Raw genomic sequence first — 19,412 nt, 5'->3', positions numbered from 1 at the left:
CCGCGAGGACCGATGCAGGATCACGGGGACGAGCACGCGCATCATCACGATCATGCCGGGCACGGGCATTCCCACGGCCACGGGCATGTCCACGCCCCGAAGGATTTCGGGACCGCCTTCGCCGTCGGCATCGCGCTGAATCTCGGCTTCGTCGGCGTCGAGGCGCTCTACGGCTGGCTCGCCAACTCCATGGCCCTGGTGGCCGATGCCGGCCACAACCTCTCCGACGTGCTGGGGCTCATCGCCGCCTGGATCGCCTCGGTGCTGGTGAAGCGGGCGCCCTCGGCGCGCTTCACCTACGGCCTGCGCGGCTCCTCGATCCTGGCCGCCCTGTTCAACGCCGTGGTGCTGCTCGTCGCCACCGGCGGCATCATCGTCGAGGCGGTGCAGCGCTTCCTCGAACCGGCGCCGGTCGCCGGCACGACCGTGATGGTGGTGGCCGGCATCGGCATCCTCATCAACGGCTTCACAGCCTGGCTGTTCGCCTCGGGCTCGAAGGGCGACATCAACATCCGCGGGGCCTACCTGCACATGGTGGCCGATGCCGCGGTCTCGGCCGGCGTGGTGCTGGCGGGCCTCGTCATCCTCGCCACCGGGTTCGACTGGCTCGACCCGCTGGTGAGTCTGGCCATCGCCGCGCTCATCATCGTCGCGACCTGGGGCCTCCTGCGCGACAGCGTGGCGATGTCGCTCGCCGCCGTGCCCCCCGGCATCGACCCAGAGGCGGTGCGCGCCTGCCTCGCCGCGCGTCCCGGGGTGCGCGGGCTGCACGACCTGCACATCTGGTCGATGAGCACCACCGAGGTCGCGCTCACCGCCCATCTCGTCCTGGCGCGGGAGAACCCGGGCCGGGACTTCCTCAAGCAGACGGCCGAGGAGCTGCGGGCGCGCTTCGGCATCGCCCACGCCACCCTCCAGGTCGAGATCGAGGGCCAGACCGCCTGCACGCTCCCCGCAGGCTGCGAGGCGTGACGTTCTTCAAGTTTCAGGCGCGACCCGCCGGCAGGATCCCATGACCATCAAGGCCTTCGTCGTCGGCCATCCGATCGCCCATTCCCGCTCGCCGCTGATCCACGGCCACTGGCTCGCCGAGCACGGGATCGACGGCACGTACGAGCGCCTCGACGTGGCGCCCGAGGGCTTCGAGGCCTTCCTGCGCGGCCTTGCCCGTTCGGGCTTTGCCGGCGGCAACGTCACCATCCCGCACAAGGAGGCGGCCTTCCGCCGCGTCGATGCCCTCACGCCGCGGGCGGAAAAGATCGGGGCGGTGAACACGCTGATCGTCGAGGGCGACCGGGTTCTGGGCGACAACACCGACGCGCCGGGCTTCATCGCCCATCTCGACCGGAGCCTCGGCGAGAACTGGCCGGAGCGCACCGGCCGGGTTGCGCTCGTGCTCGGCGCGGGCGGGGCGGCGCGCGCCATCGTCGTCGGGCTGATCGAGCGGGGTCTGAAGGTCCGCATCGCCAACCGCAGCCCCGAGCGGGCGCGCGCACTCGCCGAACTCGACCCCGACAACGTCGAGGCCATCGCCTGGGAGGCCCTGCCGGAAGCGCTTCGCGCGACCGGGCTCCTCGTCAACACCACGTCGCTCGGCATGGCCGGGCAACCGCCGCTCGTCCTCGACCTCGGCGCCCTCCCGGACCGCGCGGCGGTGGCCGATATCGTCTACGTTCCCCTGGAGACGCCGCTGCTCGCCGCGGCGCGGGCACGCGGTCTCGCGGCGGTCGATGGCCTCGGCATGCTGCTGCATCAGGCGGTGCCGGGCTTCGCGGCTTGGTTCGGCCTGCGCCCGGAGGTCACGCCGGCCCTGCGTGATCGGATCATCGCGGATCTGGTCGCGAAATGACGGCCGCCGAAAGACCTCGCCGCCCCGTGGTGCTCGGCCTCACCGGCTCGATCGGCATGGGCAAGTCGGCCACCGCCGCGATGTTCGCCGCTCGCGGCGTTCCGGTCCACGATTCGGACGCGGCGGTCCACGCGCTCTACGGACCCGGCGGCGCGGCGGCGCAGGCGATCGGCGCGGCCTTTCCGGGCACGCTCACGCCGGAGGGCGGGGTCGACCGTCCGGCGCTGCGCGCGGCGGTGCTCGGCAACGGGGAAAAGCTCGCCCGGCTGGAGGCCATCGTGCACCCGCTGGTCGGGGCCGAGAGCCGCGCTTTCCTCGCTCGGAACGCCGAAGCGCCCCTGGCCGTCCTCGACATCCCGCTCCTGTTCGAGACCGGCGCCGAGGCGCGCTGCGACGCCGTCCTCGTCGTCACGGCCCCGCCCGAGGTGCAGCGCGCCCGGGTGCTCGCCCGCCCCGGCATGACCGAGGCCGCCTTCGAGGCGATCCGCGCCAAGCAGATGCCGGATGCCGAGAAGCGGGCGCGGGCGGATTTTTTGATCGATACCAGCCGCGGCTTTGAGCACGCGGAAGCCGAGGTGGGGCGCATTGTGGAGTGGCTGGCACACCGGCAGGCATGAGGAACGTAGCGTGGACGAACGCACCTACCCGGTTGTCATCACACCGCTGACTGCCGACGACGGCGGTGGATTTGCCGCCTCGGTGCCCGATCTTCCCGGATGCATGTCCGATGGAGAGACACCGGAGGAAGCGCTTCGGAACGTCGGCGAAGCGATCGACGCCTGGGTCGCGACGGCGCTCGAACTCGGCCACACAATTCCCAGTCCCTCGCGTGGGACACGGCACGCGCCGGGATAAATCCGGATCGGTCGCGGTGTCTGGATTGCATCGGCTCCGCCTCGCAATGACGGTGTGGGTCGCGCCTCCCCGTCATCGCGAGCGTGAGCGAAGCGATCCAGACACCGCGACGATGCGGTTTGAGGGGCCCTGCCGGCTCAGACCCGCTCCGCGAGTCCGCCCGAGGGCGCCTGAAGCCGCGAAACTGCTTCGCGTGATGGTGCCGCCTCCGTAACCCTTTCCGGCAAGAATGGCCCCACCTCCCTCCCGCCGGGCATGGAACCTGAAAAAATGCTGCGCGAGATCGTCCTCGACACCGAGACCACCGGCACGGATGCCCGCAACGGCGACCGGCTGATCGAGATCGGCTGCGTCGAGCTGATCAACCACGTCCAGACCGGGAACGTCTATCACCAGCTCGTCAACCCGCAGCGCGCCGTCTCCGAGGGCGCCTTCGCGGTCCACGGCATCTCGGATGCGATGCTCGCCGACAAGCCGATCTTCGCCGACGTGGTGGACGCCTTCGTCGCCTTCTGCGGCGACGCGCGCCTCGTGATCCACAACGCGCCCTTCGATGTCGGCTTCCTCAACATGGAGTTCGCCCGGCTCGGACCGGCCGCGCCGAAGCCGATCGTGCTGGAGGACGTGGTCGACACCCTGCTGCTGGCCCGCCGCAAGCATCCGGGCGCGGCCAACAACCTCGACGCCCTGTGCAACCGCTACGGCGTGGACACCGCCCGCCGGGTCAAGCACGGCGCGCTCCTCGACGCGCAGATCCTCGCGGAGGTCTACGTCGAACTCCTGGGCGGCAAGCAGACCAGCCTGGGCCTCAGCATCGCCGAACCGGCCGGGACTGTGGCGCGGGCGGATGTCGCTGATTCGGGCCCGGCCGGGCCGCGGCCCCTGCGCAGCCGGCTCAGCGAGGACGAGCGCGTGCGGCATGTCAGCTTTGTCGAGAGTCTCGGAACAAACGCCGTCTGGCGGGAATACATGGAGCCGTAGGACGACGGCCGCTCGCAGGCTGACGACCCAAGTCGTTGTTCCGGCGCGATCTTCGGCGCCGGGCCTGCCGGCCGGCGAAAAGGCCGGCGGCGAAGAGTGGTCCGACGATCGTCCCTTCCGTTCCGCCCGTTCTTGCTGCGACGCAAAAAGTTTCATCTTGCAGTGCAGCATGAGCCTCCCCATACCATCCCTATGGATGGCGCAGGGATGGGCGCAATGATGGATGTGATGCAGGAAGGACGCCGGGACGCTCCGATCACGGTGAAGCTCGATACCCGGATCGGGCCCCGGCTCGGCGACAGCGAGAAGATCACGGTCAATCTCGGCTTCGTCGATCTCGGGCATGTCGATCTGCTCGTGTCGGAGGGCGTCTACGCCAACCGCAGCGACTTCATCCGCACGGCGGTGCGCAACCAGATCGAACGGCATGCCGACATCACCCGCCAATCGGTCGCCCGCAAACCCATTGAGGTCGGGCTGCGCCGCTACGGCCGGGCGGAGTTGGAAGCCGCTCTGGCAGCGGGCGAGCGGCTCGAAATCCGCGTCCTCGGCCTCGCCGTGATCGCCGACGACGTGCCGCCCGACCTTGCCGGCGTCGCGATCGCCTCGATCGAAGTGCTCGGCAGCCTCCAGGCCAGCCCCGCCGTGAAGCGGGCCCTGGCCGACCGCCTGCGCTGACCACCCCTCGAAACCCTTCATTCCTCGTGACCCGCTGCGCTCGCGCGCGCCCGTCGCCGATCCCGGAAAGCGAGACTTGCATGACCGATTACGCCACCACCCTCCTCGACGACATGGCCGAGGCGACGCGCCTGACCCGGGCTGGACGGCTGAGCGAGGCGACTGCCCTGATCCAGCGCAGCCTCGGCGCGCCGGGAATGACCGCCGGAGGACCGCTCCGGGCCGAGACGGCGGCCGGGGCGCAGGTGCTGCCGCGGCTCGAAGGGCCCGCCGGCCGGCCCGAGACGCGCGAGGCCGGGGCGGGCGCGACGCATGACGCGACCCTGATTCCCGAGCGGCTGCGCGAGAACATCGACCACATGATGCAGAACCTGCGTACCCTGGCGCCCTCGCTGAAGGGTCTCCTCGGCGACGGCCCGAAGGGGCCGATTCCCGGCGAGGCGGGAACCGAGGACGGCCAGTTCGTCGAGCGCAGCTTCTCCAACGCCGCGGGCGCCCGCGACTACAAGCTGTTCATCCCGAGCCCCCGGGGCGGGCGCCGTCCGCTCCTCGTGATGCTGCACGGCTGCAGCCAGTCGCCGGACGACTTCGCGGCGGGCACGCGCATGAACGCGTTCGCCGAGGAGGAGGGCGTCTACGTCGTCTATCCGCGCCAGTCGGGCCGGGCCAACGCGCAGAAATGCTGGAACTGGTTCGAGCCGGGCGACCAGGGCCGGGAGATGGGCGAGGCCGGCATCATCGCGGGGATCGTCCGCGCGGTCTCGACCGAGCACCCGATCGACACGAGCCGCGTCTACATCGCCGGCCTCTCGGCGGGTGGTGCGGCGGCGGCCAACATCGCCCGGGCCTATCCGGACCTGTTCGCGGCGGTCGGCGTCCATTCGGGCCTTGCCGCGGGCTGCGCGCGGGATCTGCCCTCGGCGCTCTCGGCGATGCGGGTCGGCGCGCCCGGCGGTGAGGCGCCCGGCGGGGCCGCAGGCTTCGGCGCCGGCTCCGTCGTGCAGGGCATCCGCATGCCGACCATCGTCTTCCACGGCGAGGGCGACGGCACCGTCAGTCCCCGCAACGCCGAGGCGGTGCTCGCCCAGGCCGGCATCGCCGACCTGACGCCGAGCCGGGAGGACGGCAGCAGCACCGGCCACACCTACACCCGCACCCGCTACGCCGACGAGGCGGGCCGGGTGCAGGTCGAGGCTTGGTCGGTGCGCGGCGCCGGCCACGCCTGGGCCGGGGGCAGCCCGGAGGGCAGCTACACCGATCCGGGCGGCCCGAACGCCTCGCGGGCGATGCTCGATTTCTTCCTCAGCCACAGCCTGCCCGGCCGGCGGGGCTGAACCTTCAGCGGCCGCGCTGCCCAAGCGCGGCCGCGAGGCCGTCGGGAAACAGGGCGGCCCCCTCGGGTGGCGTCCGGCCGGACCCAGCGCGCCGTGCAGGGCGTGCCGTCATCCTCCTTGAAGGGAATCGCGTCGCGCTCGTAGAGGGTCGCGTCGTGCAGGCGGATCTCGGCGGCAAACACGATCTCGTGGCCGAGCGCGCCCTCGTGGCGGTAGATGTTCTCGAACGCCGTCCAGGCTCCGGTGATCGTCACGCCGCAGCCCAGTTCCTCCCGGAACTCCCGGTCCAGGGCCTGCTCCCGGGTTTCGCCGAAGGCGATGCTGCCGCCCGGCGGGCGCACGCCCTTGATCCGGCCGCGATCGTCCAGAACCTCCACCGCCAGCAGGCGATCCCGGCGCCAAACGAGCCCGATCACCTTGGTGCGGATCGTCTGGGGCGGGCGCCACGTCGTCATCGCTTCTCGCCTCCGTTCGCGGCTTCCGATTCCTGAATACGGCCGGCGGGCAACGCGCGCTACGCTTCCGCGAACGCCGCCGCGGCATCGCCCAGGGCGGTCCGCCATGCCTCCCACGCCGCGGTCTCGACGACGAGATCCACGGCCGGCGGGCGCGGCAGCACGAGCGCGGCGGCAAGGTCGCCCGCCGCGAAGCTGAGGCCCCGGTACTGCGCGAAATTCGCGAAGGTGACGGACAGGCCCGGCCCCTCCCGCTCGACCCCGCCGACGGCCAGGAGTTCGAGCGGCACGGTCAGGCCGCAGCGCAGGGTCTTGGAGAGCGCCTCCTTCAGGCACCAGAGCCGCGTCAGCCGCTCGGCCTTCGGCACGACGAGCCGGGCGGCGAGGCGCTGGCGCTCGGCGGCATTGGTCTGACTCGTCAGCAGCGGCACTTGGCTCGCCCGGATCCGCTCCAGATCGATCCCCATCGGACACGCCTCGGGATAGACCACCGCCACGGCGACCGGCCCGGCATGGGACAGGCTGAGCCCGAGCGTGCCGACGCCCTCGCCCGAGAGAACCGGCTGCTCCAGCACGCCGGGCCGGATCGCCAGCGCCCGCGGGTCGAGATCCGGGTCGAGCGTGGCCAGGGCGCACTTGGCCGCGTAGCGCCCGATCAGAAGGCCGTGGCGGCGGCGGGCATGCAGACGGTCGGTGAGCAGCGCCTCCTCCTGCGGGTGGAGGAAGCCGCCGCGATGGGCGTCGAGCCAGTCCAGCGGCGCGGCGGCGAGCGCGAGGCTCGCGCGCATCGCTCCGGTTCGCGGGGATGTGAGACCGAGTTGCAGGGTGCGCACGAGGGGCGCGCTCGGCATCCCGGCGCGTTGCGCGCTATCCTCACCCGTCATCGCGCGTCCGACTTCCCCGTCCCAGCAAGCCCGCCCAGCAAGAAGGAAACGGATCATTTCCGCAATGCGTCGCCTCGGGATGCTCGCTCTCCTCCTCGCCCTGTCCCTCCTGCCGGCGAGGGTTCGGGCGGCCGACGCTCCGGCGGAACGGATCGCGGCGGCCGTGGAGCGGGCCTACCGCCCGCTCCTGAAGGCGCACGACGTGCCTGGGATCGCGGTGGCCGTCACCTGGGGCGGGCAATCCGCCTTCTTCCCGTTCGGGCTCGCCGCCCGGGAGGAGGGGCGCCCGGTGACGCGGGACACGCTGTTCGAGATCGGCTCGGTCAGCAAGACCTTCACCGCGACGCTCGCGGCCTACGCGCAGGCGCTCGGCCGCCTGTCGCTGGAGGATTCCGCCGGGCGCTTCCTGCCGCAACTGCGGGGCAGCCCCATCGCCGCGGCGCGGCTGATCGATCTTTGCACTTACACGGCGGGCGGGTTGCCGCTGCAATTTCCCGAGGACGTGACCGACGCAGCGACGATGCTCGCTTACTTCCGGCAGTGGCGGCCCTCCGCACCTCCCGGCACGCGGCGGCTCTACTCCAATCCCAGCATCGGCCTGCTCGGGGCGGCCACCGCCGCGGCGATGAGCGGCGACTTTGCGAATCTCGTCGAGACGCAACTGTTTCCGGGGCTGGGCCTGAACCGCAGCTTCGTCCGCGTGCCCGCGGCCGAGATGGGCCGTTACGCCTGGGGCTACGGAAAGGACGACCGGCCGATCCGGGTCAATCCGGGCATGCTGGATGCTGAGGCCTACGGCGTCAAAGCCGGCGCCGCCGACATGCTCCGCTTCGTCGAGGCGAACCTCGATCCGTCCCGGCTCGATCCGGCGCTGCGGCGGGCGGTCGAGGATACCCATCGCGGCCTCCTCCGGGTCGGACCGATGGTGCAGGGACTGGGCTGGGAGCAATATCCCTATCCGGTGCCGCTGGAGCGCCTTCTCGCCGGCAACGCCGCGCCGATGACGTTCGAGGCGCAACCCGCCGCGCGACTCGAAGCGCCGCCGAGCGGCGCGCGACTGTTCAACAAGACCGGCTCCACCAACGGGTTCGGTGCCTACGTCGTCTTCGTGCCGGAGAAGCGCATCGGCCTCGTCATGCTGGCCAACCGGAATTTTCCGATTCCCGCCCGCATCGTGGCGGCGCACGCGGTGCTGGAGGCGCTGGCCGCCGAGGCGCCCTGAACCCGCGTCAGCGCTCCCGGTCGTGCCGGAAGGCGTGGGGCACGCGCGGCATGCCGATCGCCTCGTAATAGCCCTCGATGCCGGGCGCCGCGGTGAGCAGCAGGCTCGCCTCGGGGCCCGCCGCCGCCCGCGTCTCGGCGATGAGGCGGCGGCCGATGCCCCGGCCCTGGCAGTCGCGGGCCACCGCGAGATCGCAGAGGTAGGCGCAGAAGGCGAAGTCGGTGAGCGTGCGCGCGACGCCGACGAGGCGTCCGTCGCGCCGGGCGGTGACGATCAGGTCGGAGCCCGCCAGCATCCGTCCGAGCCGTTCGAGGAACGCGGCCGGCCGCCGCGGCGCGAGGCCGGAGGCGACGAGGAGATCCTGAAAGGATTCCGCGTCGAGATCCGGTTCGAGCGCGTAGACGACCGTGCCCTCCACGGCAGAGTCACGCCTCGGCGGCGAAGCGGCCGTGGCAGTGCTTGTACTTCTTGCCCGAACCGCAGGGGCAGGGCTCGTTGCGGCCGACCCGGCCCCAGGTCGAGGCGTCGTCGGGCTTGCGCTCCAGCACGGCCGCGTCCGCCGAGAGTTCGCGCGCGGCAAAGCCGTAGGCGCCGCCCGCTCCGCCGTCGCTGCCGGCGGTGGCGAACTCGTTCTCGCCGGTGGCCGGGTTTCGATGCTCGGGGAACATCGGCGGAAGCTGGGGTTCGCCGAAGCCCGCCTGCTCGAAACCGTTGCCGGCGAAGTCGTCCGGCTGCTGCTGCATGATCTCGACATGGGCGAGCTGGGCGGTGACCTGCTCGCGCAGGGCCGCGACGAGGCCGTTGAACAGCTCGAAGGCCTCGGACTTGTACTCGTTGAGCGGGTCGCGCTGGGCGAAGCCGCGCCAGCCGATCACCTGCCGCAGGTGGTCGAGGGTGACGAGGTGCTCGCGCCAGAGGTGATCGAGCACCTGCAGCACCACCTGCTTCTCGACATAGGTCATCACCTCCGCGCCGTTGCGCTCGACGCGGGCGGCGTAGGATTCGTCGGAGGCCTTGCGCAGGCGCTCGCGGATTTCCTCGTCGGCGATGCCCTCTTCCTTGACCCATTCCTCGATCGGAAGGTCGAGGTTGAGCACGTCGAGGGCGCGGTGCTTCAGCCCGTCCGCGTCCCACTGCTCGGCATAGGCGTTCTCGGGGATGTGCACGGCGACGAAGTCGTCGATCACCCCGTGGCGCATCTCGTCCACGGTCTCGCGCACGCTGTCCTGGCCCATCAGGTCGCGGCGCTGCTCGAACACGACCTTGCGCTGGTCGTTCATGACGTTGTCGTACTTGAGCACGTTCTTGCGCATGTCGAAGTTGCGCGCTTCGACCTTCTGCTGCGCCTTCTCGATCGCCTTGTTGATCCAGGGATGGATGATCGCCTCGCCCTGCTCCAGGCCGAGCCGCTGCAGCATCCCGTCCATGCGGTCGGACCCGAAGATCCGCATCAGGTCGTCCTTGAGGGACAGGTAGAATTTCGAGCGGCCGGGATCGCCCTGGCGGCCGGAGCGGCCGCGCAGCTGGTTGTCGATGCGCCGCGACTCGTGGCGCTCGGTGCCGATGATGTAGAGGCCGCCCGGCAGATCCTTCTTCCGGCCCGCCTCCGGGTCGGCGGGCTCGCCCGAGGCCAGCACCTTGGCGCGGTTCTCGGCGATCTCGGCCTTCAGCGCCTCGATGGCGGCGTCGCGCTCCGGGCCCTCGGGCATCTGCCCGAGTTCCTTCTCGATGCGCATCTCGAGGTTGCCGCCGAGTTTGATGTCGGTGCCGCGGCCGGCCATGTTGGTGGCGATGGTGATGGCGCCGGGCACGCCGGCCTCGGCCACGATGTAGGCTTCCTGCTCGTGGAAGCGGGCGTTGAGCACCGCGAAGCGCTTGGTCACCCGGTTCTCGCGGGCGGCCTTGTAGACGTCGGTGAGCGCGTTCGGGTCCGAGTAGTCGAGCAGGGTGTAGCCGGCTTTTTTGAGCAGTTCGCCGATCAGCTCGGACTTCTCGATCGAGCCGGTGCCGACCAGGATCGGCTGGTGGCGGGCATGCGCCTTGTCGATCTCCTTGATGATCGCCTCGTACTTCTCCTCGACGGTGCGGTAGACCTCGTCGTCCTCGTCGACGCGCTCGACCTCCTTGTTGGTCGGGATGTCGACCACGTCGAGCTTGTAGATCTCGGCGAACTCGTCCGCTTCCGTCGAGGCGGTGCCGGTCATGCCGGCGAGCTTCTTGTAGAGGCGGAAGTAGTTCTGGAAGGTGATCGAGGCGAGCGTCTGGTTCTCGGGCTGGATCGTCACCCGCTCCTTGGCCTCCAGCGCCTGGTGCAGGCCTTCCGAGTAGCGTCGGCCCTGCATCATGCGGCCGGTGAACTCGTCGATGATGACGACCTCGTCGTTCTTGACGATGTAGTCCTTGTCCAGCGTGAACAGGGTGTGGGCGCGCAGCGCCTGGTTCACGTGGTGGACGATGGTGACGTTGTGGGCGTCGTAGAGGTCGCCCTCCTTGAGGATGCCGGCGTCGCGCAGGGCCTCCTCAATGAACTCGTTGCCGGATTCGGTCAGCGAGACGGTGCGCTGCTTCTCGTCGAGGTCGTAATGCTCCCGCGCGAGCAGCGGCATCACGCCGTCCACGGCGACGTAGAGTTCCGAGCGGTCGTCCACGGGGCCGGAAATGATGAGCGGCGTGCGCGCCTCGTCGATGAGGATCGAGTCGACCTCGTCGACGATGGCGTAGTGGTGCCCCCGCTGCGCCATCTGCGAGAGCTCGTACTTCATGTTGTCGCGCAGGTAATCGAAGCCGAACTCGTTGTTGGTGCCGTAGGTGATGTCGCAGGCATAGGCGTCCTTGCGCTGCCCGTCGTCGAGTCCGTGCACGATGGTGCCGACGGTGAGCCCGAGGAAGCGGTAGACCCGGCCCATCCACTCCGCGTCGCGGGAGGCGAGGTAGTCGTTGACCGTGACGACGTGGACGCCCTTGCCCTCCAGGGCGTTGAGGTAGACCGGCAGCGTCGCCACCAGGGTCTTGCCCTCGCCCGTCTTCATCTCCGCGATGCCGGATTCGTGCAGCACCATGCCGCCGATCAGCTGCACGTCGAAGTGCCGCTGGCCCAGAACGCGCTTGGCCGCCTCGCGCACGGTGGCGAAGGCGGGAACCAGCAGGTCGTCGAGGCGGGTGCCGGCGGCGAGCTGATCGCGGAACGCTTGCGTGCGGGCGCGCAGCTGCTCGTCGGAGAGCGCGGCGATTTCGGGCTCCAGCGCGTTGATCGCGGCGACGCGGGGGCGAAAGCCCTTCACGCGACGGTCGTTGGACGAGCCGAAAATCTTCTTGGCGAGGGCACCGAGCATCGTGAACCTGCGGTCGTGAGGTCGTCGCGGGCGGCATTCGAACGCCGCCGGCCTGCGTTGGGCGGGCTTATAGAGGTAAATATCCGCAGGCGCATCCGGTAGTGCCGGTGCCGGCTCACGAACGCGCGCGGACCCTCTCGACCGGGAATCGGCAGGCACCGCCCGGCGCGGATCGCGGGCACGATGACTCTCCGTTGATTCCGGCCACGCTTGCCTTTGCCGGGGCGGCGGGCCACCTGTGTCGCGCTTTCGTCGCGGCACCCGCCGCGATCCCGACGGGCCCCGTGCGGACGAATCCGGACCCCTCAAGACCGGTCCGGCGGGGACGCTGCCCAAGGAACGACGCTTCCATGCCGATCCTGTTCTCCCTCCGGCGCGCGAGCGCCCTCGCGCTGATCCTCGCCGCCTCGGGCACCGCCTTGGGGACCCTGCCGGGTGCCGCCCTCGCGCAGGCGCCCGCCGGCCAGAAGAGCCCGAGCGCCCCCGCTCCCGTCTCGGCGGCGGTTCCCCCCGAGACCGTGGTGGCCCGGATCAACGGCCAGCCGGTGACCGCGGCCGACCTCGCGCTCGCCGCCGAGGATCCGGCCCTGTCGCTGCCCGGCGTGGACGAGGCGGCCAAGCAGAACCTGCTCGTGGACTACATGATCGACCTCAAGGTCGGCGCGCAGGCGGCCGAGGCCGCCAAGGTCGGTGACACGCCCGAGTTCAAGCGCAAGCTCGCCTACTTCCGCGACAAGCTCCTGCTCGACGACTACTTGGAGCGCGAGGCCAAGAAGGCGGTCACCCCCGAGGCCGGCAAGGCGCTCTACGACCAGACCGTGAAGTCGATGAAGCCCGAGGAGGAGGTGCGGGCGCGCCACATCCTCGTGGAGAGCGAGGACGAGGCCAAGAAGATCGCCGCCCGCATCAAGGGCGGCGAGGACTTCGCCAAGATCGCGGGCGAGGTCTCGAAGGATCCGGGCTCCAAGACCGAGGGCGGGGATCTCGGCTGGTTCACCCAGGAGCGGATGGTCAAGCCCTTCGCCGACGCCGCCTTCAAGATGACGCCGGGTCAGGTCTCCGATCCGGTCAAGACCCAGTTCGGCTGGCACGTCCTGCGCGTCGAGGAGAAGCGGACGAAGCCCGTGCCGACCTTCGACGAGATGAAGGAGCAGATCGACCAGTACCTGACCCGCAAGGCGCAGCAGGACACCATCGTCAAGCTGCGCGAGGCGGCCAAGGTCGAGCGCGCCGGCAGCAGCGCCCCGGCCGCGGGCGAGACCAAGAAACCGTAAGCCCGCACCGACGACCGATCGCCGCGTGCGTTCGGCCGTCGCGACGGCATGCAGCGGTTGCATATCGGCGCGGCAGTATCTGGTATACCAAACGCGTGAGTGCAGTGCGATATAGACTCTATCGCACTGCACAAACGGATGCCGCCCCGATGATCGCCCTTCTCGTCGCCACCGCCGCCATCGCCAACTTTACGCTCGTCGCGTTCCTGGCCGAGCGCTTCGGCAGCGAGGGCGGCGTCCACACCTCCGCCGGTGAGCTGACCAGCCTTCAGGCTCCGAGCCGTCCGTCCGCCTCGATCGCCTCCATCGCCAACGAGAACGCCTTCGCCGCGCGGGCCGAGCGCGCCGCCTAACACCAGGTCCGACGAGGCCACCTCGTCGGATCGCCGGAAAGTCCGGAACCGCCCTCGACCGCAGCACGGTCGAGGGCTTTTTCGTTCGGGCATCTGCCGTCCTGCACCCGCCCGCGTCGGACGGGCCGGGGCCGCTGACAGGCCGGATGCGCCGGACCGCCCCTACGACAGCCGCCAGTCGATCGGCGCCCGCCCGTGCGCTTCGAGCCACTCGTTCGCACGTGCGAAAGGTTGCGATCCGGGAAAGTCCCGGGCCCGGTTGAGCGGCGAGGGATGGCCCGACGCGACGATGCCGTGGCGCGTGGCGTCGATCAGCGCCTCGCGGGCGCGGGCCTGGGCGCCCCAGAGCAGGAACACCGCCGGCTCGGCGCGGTCCGAGACCGCGGAGACCGCCTCGTCGGTGAGCTGCGACCAGCCGAGGCGCAGATGCGCGCCGGCCTTGCCCGCCTCGACCGTGAGCGCCGAATTGAGGAGGAGCACGCCGCGCTCGGCCCAGGGCGTGAGGTCGCCCGTCGAGAGATCGGGCCTAACCCCGTCGGGCGCGAGTTCGGCCAGGATCACCTTGAGCGAGGCCGGCAGGCGCCGCCCGCCCACGTAGGAGAAGGCGAGACCGTTGGCGTCGCCCGGGGTCGGGTAGGGGTCCTGGCCGAGGATCACCGCCTTCACCGCCGGCAGGGGCGTGAGCGTCAGCGCGCGAAAGATCGCGGAGGGGTCCGGCAGAACCTTGGCTCCGGCCGCGACGCGGGCATCCACCGTCCGTGCGACCGTGTCGGCCGCACCCTCGCGGAAGAAGGGCAGATCGAGCCAGGGCGAGCCGCCGGCGCGGAAGGTCGCGAGCGCGGTTTCGACGGGTCCGGTCATGCGGATTTCCTACGCAAGTACCCTGATGCGCCCTCCGGTCTCGGCGGGCAGCGGCGCGTGGGCGCGGATATAGGCCATCACCGTGTTGGCCAGGAGGGTTCCGTCGGTGCCGCCGATCAGGATGCGGCCCCGGGCCAGCATCCCGTAATCGTTGCCGCCGCGCAGCATGAAGTCGTTGGCCGCGACGCGGTAGGTGCGGCCCGCCTCGAGGGCTGCGTCGCCCACCGTCGCCGAGACGACGCGTGCGCCCGGCGGGGCCTTCGGGTCGAGGGTGACCGTCAGGCCCGAGATCTGCAGGAAGCGGCCCGAGTTGCGGCCGAGATCGCGATACCCGTTCTCCAGGGCCTCGCGCAGGGTCGCCCCGTCGATCGCGACCAGCACCGTGGTGTTGCCGAAGGGCAGTTCGGAGAGGATGTCGCGCCGGGTGAGCTGCGCCCCCGCCGGATAGAGCCGGTCGCCGCGGATGCCGCCGCCGTTCATCAGGCCGATCTCGGCGCCGGTGCCGGCCCGCACCGCGTCGGCCACGAGGCTGCCGAAGCTCGCCTCCCGCGCCCGCACCGAGGCGATCCGGCTGTCCAACGGTGCCTCCGTCGTGCCGAGCACGACATCGAGTTCCCGGGACAGGTCGCCCTCGAGCCGGCGCACCAGGGCCAGCGTCTCGGGATCGGGCGCCACCTCCGCGGTGTCGTGGATGCGGAAAGCGGCGCGCCAGCGCACCGACCCGTCGGGCTTGGCGGTGACGAACACGTCGATCGCCGTGACGTAATGCGCGTCGTGGCTCGACTCGGCCAGCACGCTCTGGCCGTCGTCGCTCAGGAACAGGTCGTGGTCGTGGCCCGAGAGCAGGATGTCGACGAGGCGCGCCCGCACGATCGCCTCGTCGGTCACCCGCGCCGTGTGGGCGATGCCGACGATCATCTGCGCGCCCTCCGCGCGCAGGCGTTCCGCCTCGCGGGCCAGGGTCGCGATCTCGGGGCCGAAGCGCAAGCTCCCCGATTGCGACTTCTCCGGCGTGGCCTCGAGCGCGATGCCGACGAGGCCGAGGCGGATGCCGCCCAGCGTGATCAGGGCCGAATCCGTCAGGCCGGGCAGGGGCTGGCCGTCGGCGCCGCGCAGATTGGCGGCGTAGAAGGGAAAGCGGGCCTGCGCGACGCGCTCGGCGAAGACCTCGGGGCCGAAGTCGAATTCATGGTTGCCCGGCACGAACAAGTCGGGCGGGGCCAGGTTCAGGAGTTCGACGATGTGCGCGCCGCGGTCGAAGCCCGACATCAGCGAGGGCGAGAAGCTGTCGCCCGCATGCGCGTAGAGCAGCGGCACGCCGCGGGCGCGCTCGGCCTTCACCACGGCGTTGAGGCGGGCAAAGCCGCCGCGCCCCTCCACCGCGTCCATCGCGTAGATGTCGTTGACGAGGAGCAGGGTGAAGGTCGGCGTTCCGGCCAGCGCTGTCCCGCTGCCGGCCGCGAGAAAGCCGGCGCCGAGCCCTGCACCGAGCCCGACGACGGTCTCGCGGCGGGTGGGGCGCATCCCCGGGGCTCAGCGTTTGGCGAGTCCGTCCCGCACCGCCTTGGCGTTGCGCCTGAGCGCCGGCCAGATCCAGGCGCCCGAGGCGAGGTAGAGGCCGGCCGAGACCGGTTTCAGATCGACCGCGAGCCGGTCGGCGAGGCCGGGATTGGCGAGCGGGACGGGGCTCGCGTCGGTCTTGCGGTAGACCACCGTGGTGTCCTCCCGCCGGTACTCGGTGTGCGGCACGAGGCCGGCGCGGCGGGCGAGCAGATCGAAGGTCTCGCGCACGTAGCCGTGGACATGGGCAAAGTGGAAGCGCTCGTGGGGCGGCTTGCCGGTGGCGGCCATGTTGGGAACCGCGGCGTAGAGGACGCCGTCGGGCTTCAGCCAGCGGGCCAGCCGCTCCATCGTCTCGGCGGGGTTGCGCAGGTGCTCCAGCACGTGGTGCGTGGAGATCACGTCGAAATGGCCGGCGGGGAAGCGGTCGGGCGCTTCCGCCTCGTCGAGCACCTCGACGCCGTGATGGGCACGGGCATAGGCCGCGTAGTCCCGGCCCGGCTCGACGCCGATCACCTCGCAGCCGCGCCGCTTGGCCTCCGCCAGGAACTCGCCGGAGCCCGAGCCGAAATCGAGCAGATGGGCGCCGGGCTTCAGCTTCGGTCCCAGCAGGTCGGCGCGGAAGGTCGCCTCGCGGGCGGAGCGGTTGAGATGGTGGCGCGGCGGGCCGCCCGAGAAGGCGAGCTGGTAGTCGGCCCGGTAGGCGGTCGCATAATATTCGGCCAGTTCGTCCGGCGTCGGCATCGGATCGGTGCGGATCAGGCCGCACTGCATGCAGGCGATCGAGCGCAGGGTCTTGAGCCGCCGGTCGGTCTCGGCCACGGTGACGGCGTCGCGGCATCCGCACAGGTTGCAGGCGGCCGGCGCCCCCTCGTACGGATAGCCGGTGAACGGCACGAAGTGCTTCAGGAAGTAGCGGGGGGACGGCATGTCGCGCTGGCCTCCGGAGCGATTTCGGGCAAAGGGTTTGCCGAGATACAGGCCGGACCCTCCCACGAGAGTTTCCTCTTTCGGGAGAGCCTTGGCCTTGGAAAGCCGCCTGCTCTAGATCGAACGGCCGGCCCGCACAACCGGATCGCTTGCCGCGTTGAGGCCGCGTTGAGGAAGGCGGGATGCCCGTGACCGGAAACCCGATGAACGAACGCGTCCAACCCGAGGCTCTTTTGCCCGAGACTCTCCTGCGCGATCCCGTGCGGGTCGCGCCCACCAGCCTGCCGCCGGACCACCCGGCGGTGCGGACGGGCCGCGTCGGCGTGCTCTTGATGAACCTCGGCACCCCCGAGGGCACGAGCTACTGGCCGATGCGCCGCTATCTCAAGGAATTCCTCTCCGACCGCCGGGTGATCGAGGTGCCGCGCTTGATCTGGTGGCCGCTCCTGAACCTCATCATCCTGACCAAGCGCCCGGGGCCGAAGGGCCGCGACTACGCCAGCATCTGGAACAACGAGCGCGACGAGGGCCCGCTCAAGACCATCACCCGCGGCCAGTGCGAGAAGCTGCAGGCGGCGATGGGCGATTCGGTCGTGGTCGACTGGGCGATGCGCTACGGCAAGCCGGAGGTGAGCCTGCGCATCCAGGCCCTGCTCGACCAGGGCTGCGACCGCATCCTGCTCGTGCCGCTCTATCCCCAATACGCGGCGGCCACCTCGGCCACCGCCTGCGACCAGGCCTTCAAGGCTCTGATGCAGATGCGCTGGCAGCCGACCGTGCGGGTCTCGCCGCCCTACCACGACGATCCGGTCTACATCCAAGCCATGGCGGATTCGATCCGCGAGGGGCTGGCCAAGCTCGACTTCGAGCCGGAGGTGATCCTCACCTCCTTCCACGGCGTGCCCAAAAGCTACCTGCTCAAGGGCGATCCCTACCACTGCCAGTGCCTCAAGACCGGCCGGCTGATCCGCGAGGCGATGGGCTACACGCCCGAGCAGATGCGCGTGACCTTCCAGTCGCGCTTCGGCAACGAGGAATGGCTCAAGCCCTACACCGACGAGACCGTGCAGGCGCTGGCCAAATCCGGCGTGAAGCGCATGGCGATCGTGGCGCCGGGCTTCACCGCCGACTGCCTGGAGACGCTGGAGGAACTCGACGGCGAGAACCGCCACTATTTCGAGGAGAACGGCGGCGAGAAATACGCCTTCATTCCCTGCCTCAACGATTCCGATCTCGGCATGCGCGTGATCGAGCACGTGGTGCGGCGGGAGTTGCAGGGCTGGATCTGAGAGGGCTGCAGCGGATGCCCTTGCGGAACCAGGGGTGGTATGCATATCTCAACGTGCGCAGAGCACGAGATTTGAGGTGAGAACGGCCTCCTCACGCGCCCACGCTCAAGCGGGGGCAAAGTAGCATCGGCTGCACGGCATGCCACGCAGGCGGTGTGAAGAGATCCGGAGTTGGGCATCCCGGCAACGTTTCGTGATCTGCACGACCTCGCAGAGGCTCCGGGAAACCGGAGCCTCTGTCGTTTTCAGCGCCTCAAAACCGCGACGCGCAAGTAGCCGCGCTCCCGCCGCGGCTGAATCTTCTTCTCGCTGATCGGATAGAAGCTGCACACGTTGTAGCGGCCCGCGGAATCCCGCTCGATCGTGACGGCGACGAGCAGGAACGAGCCGATCGCAGGAACACGGCCGATCATCTCGATCTTCCCACCGTTCTTGAAATCATCGCCGAGATAAAGTGGGTTCGCCACCACAGCCGCCACATGAGGCAGGCAGAGCGGATACTCGCTCGGGTGAGACGAAAGGGCATGCTTCTGCGCGCCCCGGCTCAGGATCACCGGACCCGGATCGAGTTCAAGGCCGAGCGTGAGGTTGATCACCTCGGCCGGGATCGGACCGAGCGCCAGATCGACGAGGCGGGTCCCACGGCGCTTGCTCATTCGGGCCCAAATCGTCTCCAGCCGGCGAAGCATCGCTGCACCGTCCAGCGCCAGAGATCAACTTTTGCGGGAAGTTCTCTGATGCATACGCGTTCATGGGGTCTTCACGCTCCGGTTCGCCATGCCTTCGATCCGCTCAACCATGGCCCTAACGTTGCCTTGCGCCCCCCCGGATCGCATGCTAGGCGACAGCCGCGCCGCGGGGAGACCGTTCAAGGCCTTCCGAGCCCGGTGCAATTCCAATCCCCACGGACTTTGAGGCACCGCCGGATCGGGCGGGCGCAAGGGGCCGGCGGGCAAGGATAAGAGAGAGCGACGGGTGGCGCAGAACGGTTCCGAGGGTCCCCTGTTGGCCGGTGTGGCGGGCCGCTACGCGTTGGCCCTGTACGAGCTGGCCCGCGAAGAGCGGCAGGTCGACGACGTTGCCAAGAACCTTGAGGCGTTCGACGCGCTCTACCGCGAGAGCGCCGACCTGCGCCGGCTCGTGAAGAGCCCGGCCTTCTCGGCCGCCGAGCAGACGGCCGCCGTGGGCGCCGTGCTCGACCGCGCCGGCATCACGGGTCTGGCCGCCAACTTCATCAAGCTCTCGGCCGCCAACCGCCGCCTCTTCTCCCTGCCGGAGATGATCCGGGCCTATCGCGAGAAGGTGCGCGAGGCCAAGGGCATCGTCCGCGCCGAGGTCCGCGTCGCCGAGAAGCCCTCCGACGCGGTGATCGAGGAGATCAAGGCCTCGCTGCGCGACGTCGCCAAGAGCGACGTGGACATCGACCTGCACGTCGATCCGAGCCTGATCGGCGGCATCGTCGTGAAGATGGGCTCGCGCATGGTCGACGCCTCGCTTCGGACCAAGCTGAACAGCATCCGCCTCGCCATGCGGGAAGCGCGCTGAGCGGTCGTCA

At 70.2% G+C, this 19,412-nt stretch carries 19 protein-coding genes and 1 pseudogene; 12 read left to right on the top strand and 8 right to left on the bottom strand.

What is annotated here, in order from left to right; genetic code table 11:
* The first annotated feature begins 12 nt into the window (after nucleotides 1-12).
* From ACPCJR_RS19550 to ACPCJR_RS19520, 7 genes are all read left to right on the top strand, one after another.
* Nucleotides 13-972, top strand: a complete 960-nt coding sequence (locus ACPCJR_RS19550; RefSeq protein ID WP_391514149.1) for a cation diffusion facilitator family transporter — start codon at nucleotides 13-15, stop codon at nucleotides 970-972.
* Nucleotides 973-1,012: 40 nt separating this feature from the next.
* Entirely contained in the window at nucleotides 1,013-1,849 is an 837-nt protein-coding gene (locus ACPCJR_RS19545) for a shikimate dehydrogenase (protein ID WP_391514151.1), read from the top strand.
* Nucleotides 1,846-2,466, top strand: a complete 621-nt coding sequence (coaE, locus tag ACPCJR_RS19540; protein ID WP_391514153.1) for a dephospho-CoA kinase — start codon at nucleotides 1,846-1,848, stop codon at nucleotides 2,464-2,466. The genes ACPCJR_RS19545 and coaE overlap by 4 nt, the downstream gene beginning before the upstream one ends.
* A 10-nt stretch (nucleotides 2,467-2,476) precedes the next feature.
* On the top strand, nucleotides 2,477-2,704 hold the full coding sequence (locus ACPCJR_RS19535) for a type II toxin-antitoxin system HicB family antitoxin (RefSeq protein WP_391514155.1): 228 nt from the start codon (nucleotides 2,477-2,479) through the stop codon (nucleotides 2,702-2,704).
* Between the two features lie 270 nt (nucleotides 2,705-2,974).
* Nucleotides 2,975-3,685 carry a DNA polymerase III subunit epsilon gene (dnaQ, locus tag ACPCJR_RS19530; protein ID WP_391514157.1) on the top strand — a complete coding sequence of 237 codons (711 nt, stop codon included), beginning with the start codon at nucleotides 2,975-2,977 and terminating at the stop codon, nucleotides 3,683-3,685.
* Between the two features lie 216 nt (nucleotides 3,686-3,901).
* On the top strand, nucleotides 3,902-4,363 hold the full coding sequence (locus ACPCJR_RS19525) for a CopG family transcriptional regulator (RefSeq protein WP_391514354.1): 462 nt from the start codon (nucleotides 3,902-3,904) through the stop codon (nucleotides 4,361-4,363).
* 80 nt (nucleotides 4,364-4,443) lie between these two features.
* Nucleotides 4,444-5,697 carry an alpha/beta hydrolase family esterase gene (locus ACPCJR_RS19520; protein ID WP_391514159.1) on the top strand — a complete coding sequence of 418 codons (1,254 nt, stop codon included), beginning with the start codon at nucleotides 4,444-4,446 and terminating at the stop codon, nucleotides 5,695-5,697.
* Between the two features lie 4 nt (nucleotides 5,698-5,701).
* Here ACPCJR_RS19520 and ACPCJR_RS19515 read toward each other — a convergent pair.
* Nucleotides 5,702-6,152 (bottom strand): annotated as a pseudogene (locus ACPCJR_RS19515) (NUDIX hydrolase).
* Between the two features lie 59 nt (nucleotides 6,153-6,211).
* The gene (locus tag ACPCJR_RS19510) at nucleotides 6,212-7,036 is read right to left on the bottom strand and encodes a 4'-phosphopantetheinyl transferase family protein (RefSeq protein ID WP_391514160.1); all 825 of its coding nucleotides are present in this window, start codon (nucleotides 7,034-7,036) and stop codon (nucleotides 6,212-6,214) included.
* A gap of 64 nt (nucleotides 7,037-7,100) precedes the next feature.
* On the opposite strand from ACPCJR_RS19510, the gene ampC reads away from it, so the two are divergent.
* Nucleotides 7,101-8,258: a class C beta-lactamase gene (gene ampC, locus ACPCJR_RS19505; protein ID WP_391514161.1), complete on the top strand. Its 1,158-nt coding sequence runs from the start codon at nucleotides 7,101-7,103 to the stop codon at nucleotides 8,256-8,258.
* A gap of 7 nt (nucleotides 8,259-8,265) precedes the next feature.
* On the opposite strand, the gene ACPCJR_RS19500 is transcribed toward ampC, so the two are convergent.
* Both ACPCJR_RS19500 and secA read right to left on the bottom strand, forming a co-directional pair.
* Nucleotides 8,266-8,676 carry a GNAT family N-acetyltransferase gene (locus ACPCJR_RS19500; protein WP_391514163.1) on the bottom strand — a complete coding sequence of 137 codons (411 nt, stop codon included), beginning with the start codon at nucleotides 8,674-8,676 and terminating at the stop codon, nucleotides 8,266-8,268.
* A 7-nt stretch (nucleotides 8,677-8,683) separates the two neighbouring features.
* Nucleotides 8,684-11,590 (bottom strand): preprotein translocase subunit SecA, encoded by a 2,907-nt coding sequence (secA, locus tag ACPCJR_RS19495; RefSeq protein WP_391514165.1) that lies wholly within the window; start codon nucleotides 11,588-11,590, stop codon nucleotides 8,684-8,686.
* A 350-nt stretch (nucleotides 11,591-11,940) separates the two neighbouring features.
* Between secA and ACPCJR_RS19490 the strand changes: the two genes are divergently transcribed.
* Nucleotides 11,941-12,864, top strand: coding sequence for a peptidylprolyl isomerase (locus tag ACPCJR_RS19490; protein ID WP_391514167.1), 924 nt, complete (start codon nucleotides 11,941-11,943; stop codon nucleotides 12,862-12,864).
* Nucleotides 12,865-13,013: 149 nt separating this feature from the next.
* Nucleotides 13,014-13,217: a hypothetical protein gene (locus ACPCJR_RS19485; protein WP_391514169.1), complete on the top strand. Its 204-nt coding sequence runs from the start codon at nucleotides 13,014-13,016 to the stop codon at nucleotides 13,215-13,217.
* A 162-nt stretch (nucleotides 13,218-13,379) separates the two neighbouring features.
* On the opposite strand, the gene ACPCJR_RS19480 is transcribed toward ACPCJR_RS19485, so the two are convergent.
* Genes ACPCJR_RS19480 through ACPCJR_RS19470 form a run of 3 tightly spaced genes read right to left on the bottom strand, consistent with a single transcriptional unit; the run spans nucleotide 13,380 to nucleotide 16,568 of the window.
* Complete coding sequence (locus ACPCJR_RS19480) at nucleotides 13,380-14,078, bottom strand: uracil-DNA glycosylase (protein ID WP_391514171.1); 699 nt, start codon at nucleotides 14,076-14,078, stop codon at nucleotides 13,380-13,382.
* A gap of 9 nt (nucleotides 14,079-14,087) precedes the next feature.
* A complete protein-coding gene (locus ACPCJR_RS19475; RefSeq protein WP_391514173.1) occupies nucleotides 14,088-15,602 on the bottom strand; it encodes a bifunctional metallophosphatase/5'-nucleotidase in 1,515 nt (504 codons plus the stop codon).
* Nucleotides 15,603-15,611: 9 nt separating this feature from the next.
* Nucleotides 15,612-16,568 carry a class I SAM-dependent methyltransferase gene (locus ACPCJR_RS19470; RefSeq protein WP_391514175.1) on the bottom strand — a complete coding sequence of 319 codons (957 nt, stop codon included), beginning with the start codon at nucleotides 16,566-16,568 and terminating at the stop codon, nucleotides 15,612-15,614.
* A gap of 203 nt (nucleotides 16,569-16,771) precedes the next feature.
* Here ACPCJR_RS19470 and hemH point away from each other — a divergent pair, with 203 nt between their 5' ends.
* Nucleotides 16,772-17,857: a ferrochelatase gene (gene hemH / locus ACPCJR_RS19465; protein WP_391514176.1), complete on the top strand. Its 1,086-nt coding sequence runs from the start codon at nucleotides 16,772-16,774 to the stop codon at nucleotides 17,855-17,857.
* Between the two features lie 245 nt (nucleotides 17,858-18,102).
* Here hemH and ACPCJR_RS19460 read toward each other — a convergent pair whose 3' ends face one another.
* Nucleotides 18,103-18,546: a hypothetical protein gene (locus tag ACPCJR_RS19460; RefSeq protein WP_391514177.1), complete on the bottom strand. Its 444-nt coding sequence runs from the start codon at nucleotides 18,544-18,546 to the stop codon at nucleotides 18,103-18,105.
* 286 nt (nucleotides 18,547-18,832) lie between these two features.
* Here ACPCJR_RS19460 and ACPCJR_RS19455 point away from each other — a divergent pair, with 286 nt between their 5' ends.
* Nucleotides 18,833-19,402: a F0F1 ATP synthase subunit delta gene (locus ACPCJR_RS19455; protein ID WP_391514179.1), complete on the top strand. Its 570-nt coding sequence runs from the start codon at nucleotides 18,833-18,835 to the stop codon at nucleotides 19,400-19,402.
* Nucleotides 19,403-19,412: the final 10 nt, after the last annotated feature.

This window comes from Methylobacterium sp. NPDC097929 (genome assembly GCF_049543375.1).
Taxonomy (GTDB): Bacteria; Pseudomonadota; Alphaproteobacteria; order Rhizobiales; family Beijerinckiaceae; genus Methylobacterium.
Note: the sequence above shows the minus strand (reverse complement) of the source record. Positions and strands in the feature narration are given on the sequence as shown.

Coding starts and splice junctions, on each gene's coding strand:
- ACPCJR_RS19550 (WP_391514149.1), top strand. CDS start 13: ATGCAGGATCACGGGGACGAGCACGCGCATCATCACGATCATGCCGGG.
- ACPCJR_RS19545 (WP_391514151.1), top strand. CDS start 1,013: ATGACCATCAAGGCCTTCGTCGTCGGCCATCCGATCGCCCATTCCCGC.
- coaE (WP_391514153.1), top strand. CDS start 1,846: ATGACGGCCGCCGAAAGACCTCGCCGCCCCGTGGTGCTCGGCCTCACC.
- dnaQ (WP_391514157.1), top strand. CDS start 2,975: ATGCTGCGCGAGATCGTCCTCGACACCGAGACCACCGGCACGGATGCC.
- ACPCJR_RS19525 (WP_391514354.1), top strand. CDS start 3,902: ATGATGGATGTGATGCAGGAAGGACGCCGGGACGCTCCGATCACGGTG.
- ACPCJR_RS19520 (WP_391514159.1), top strand. CDS start 4,444: ATGACCGATTACGCCACCACCCTCCTCGACGACATGGCCGAGGCGACG.
- ACPCJR_RS19510 (WP_391514160.1), bottom strand. CDS start 7,036: ATGACGGGTGAGGATAGCGCGCAACGCGCCGGGATGCCGAGCGCGCCC.
- ampC (WP_391514161.1), top strand. CDS start 7,101: ATGCGTCGCCTCGGGATGCTCGCTCTCCTCCTCGCCCTGTCCCTCCTG.
- secA (WP_391514165.1), bottom strand. CDS start 11,590: ATGCTCGGTGCCCTCGCCAAGAAGATTTTCGGCTCGTCCAACGACCGT.
- ACPCJR_RS19490 (WP_391514167.1), top strand. CDS start 11,941: ATGCCGATCCTGTTCTCCCTCCGGCGCGCGAGCGCCCTCGCGCTGATC.
- ACPCJR_RS19485 (WP_391514169.1), top strand. CDS start 13,014: ATGATCGCCCTTCTCGTCGCCACCGCCGCCATCGCCAACTTTACGCTC.
- ACPCJR_RS19480 (WP_391514171.1), bottom strand. CDS start 14,078: ATGACCGGACCCGTCGAAACCGCGCTCGCGACCTTCCGCGCCGGCGGC.
- ACPCJR_RS19475 (WP_391514173.1), bottom strand. CDS start 15,602: ATGCGCCCCACCCGCCGCGAGACCGTCGTCGGGCTCGGTGCAGGGCTC.
- ACPCJR_RS19470 (WP_391514175.1), bottom strand. CDS start 16,568: ATGCCGTCCCCCCGCTACTTCCTGAAGCACTTCGTGCCGTTCACCGGC.
- hemH (WP_391514176.1), top strand. CDS start 16,772: ATGAACGAACGCGTCCAACCCGAGGCTCTTTTGCCCGAGACTCTCCTG.
- ACPCJR_RS19460 (WP_391514177.1), bottom strand. CDS start 18,546: ATGCTTCGCCGGCTGGAGACGATTTGGGCCCGAATGAGCAAGCGCCGT.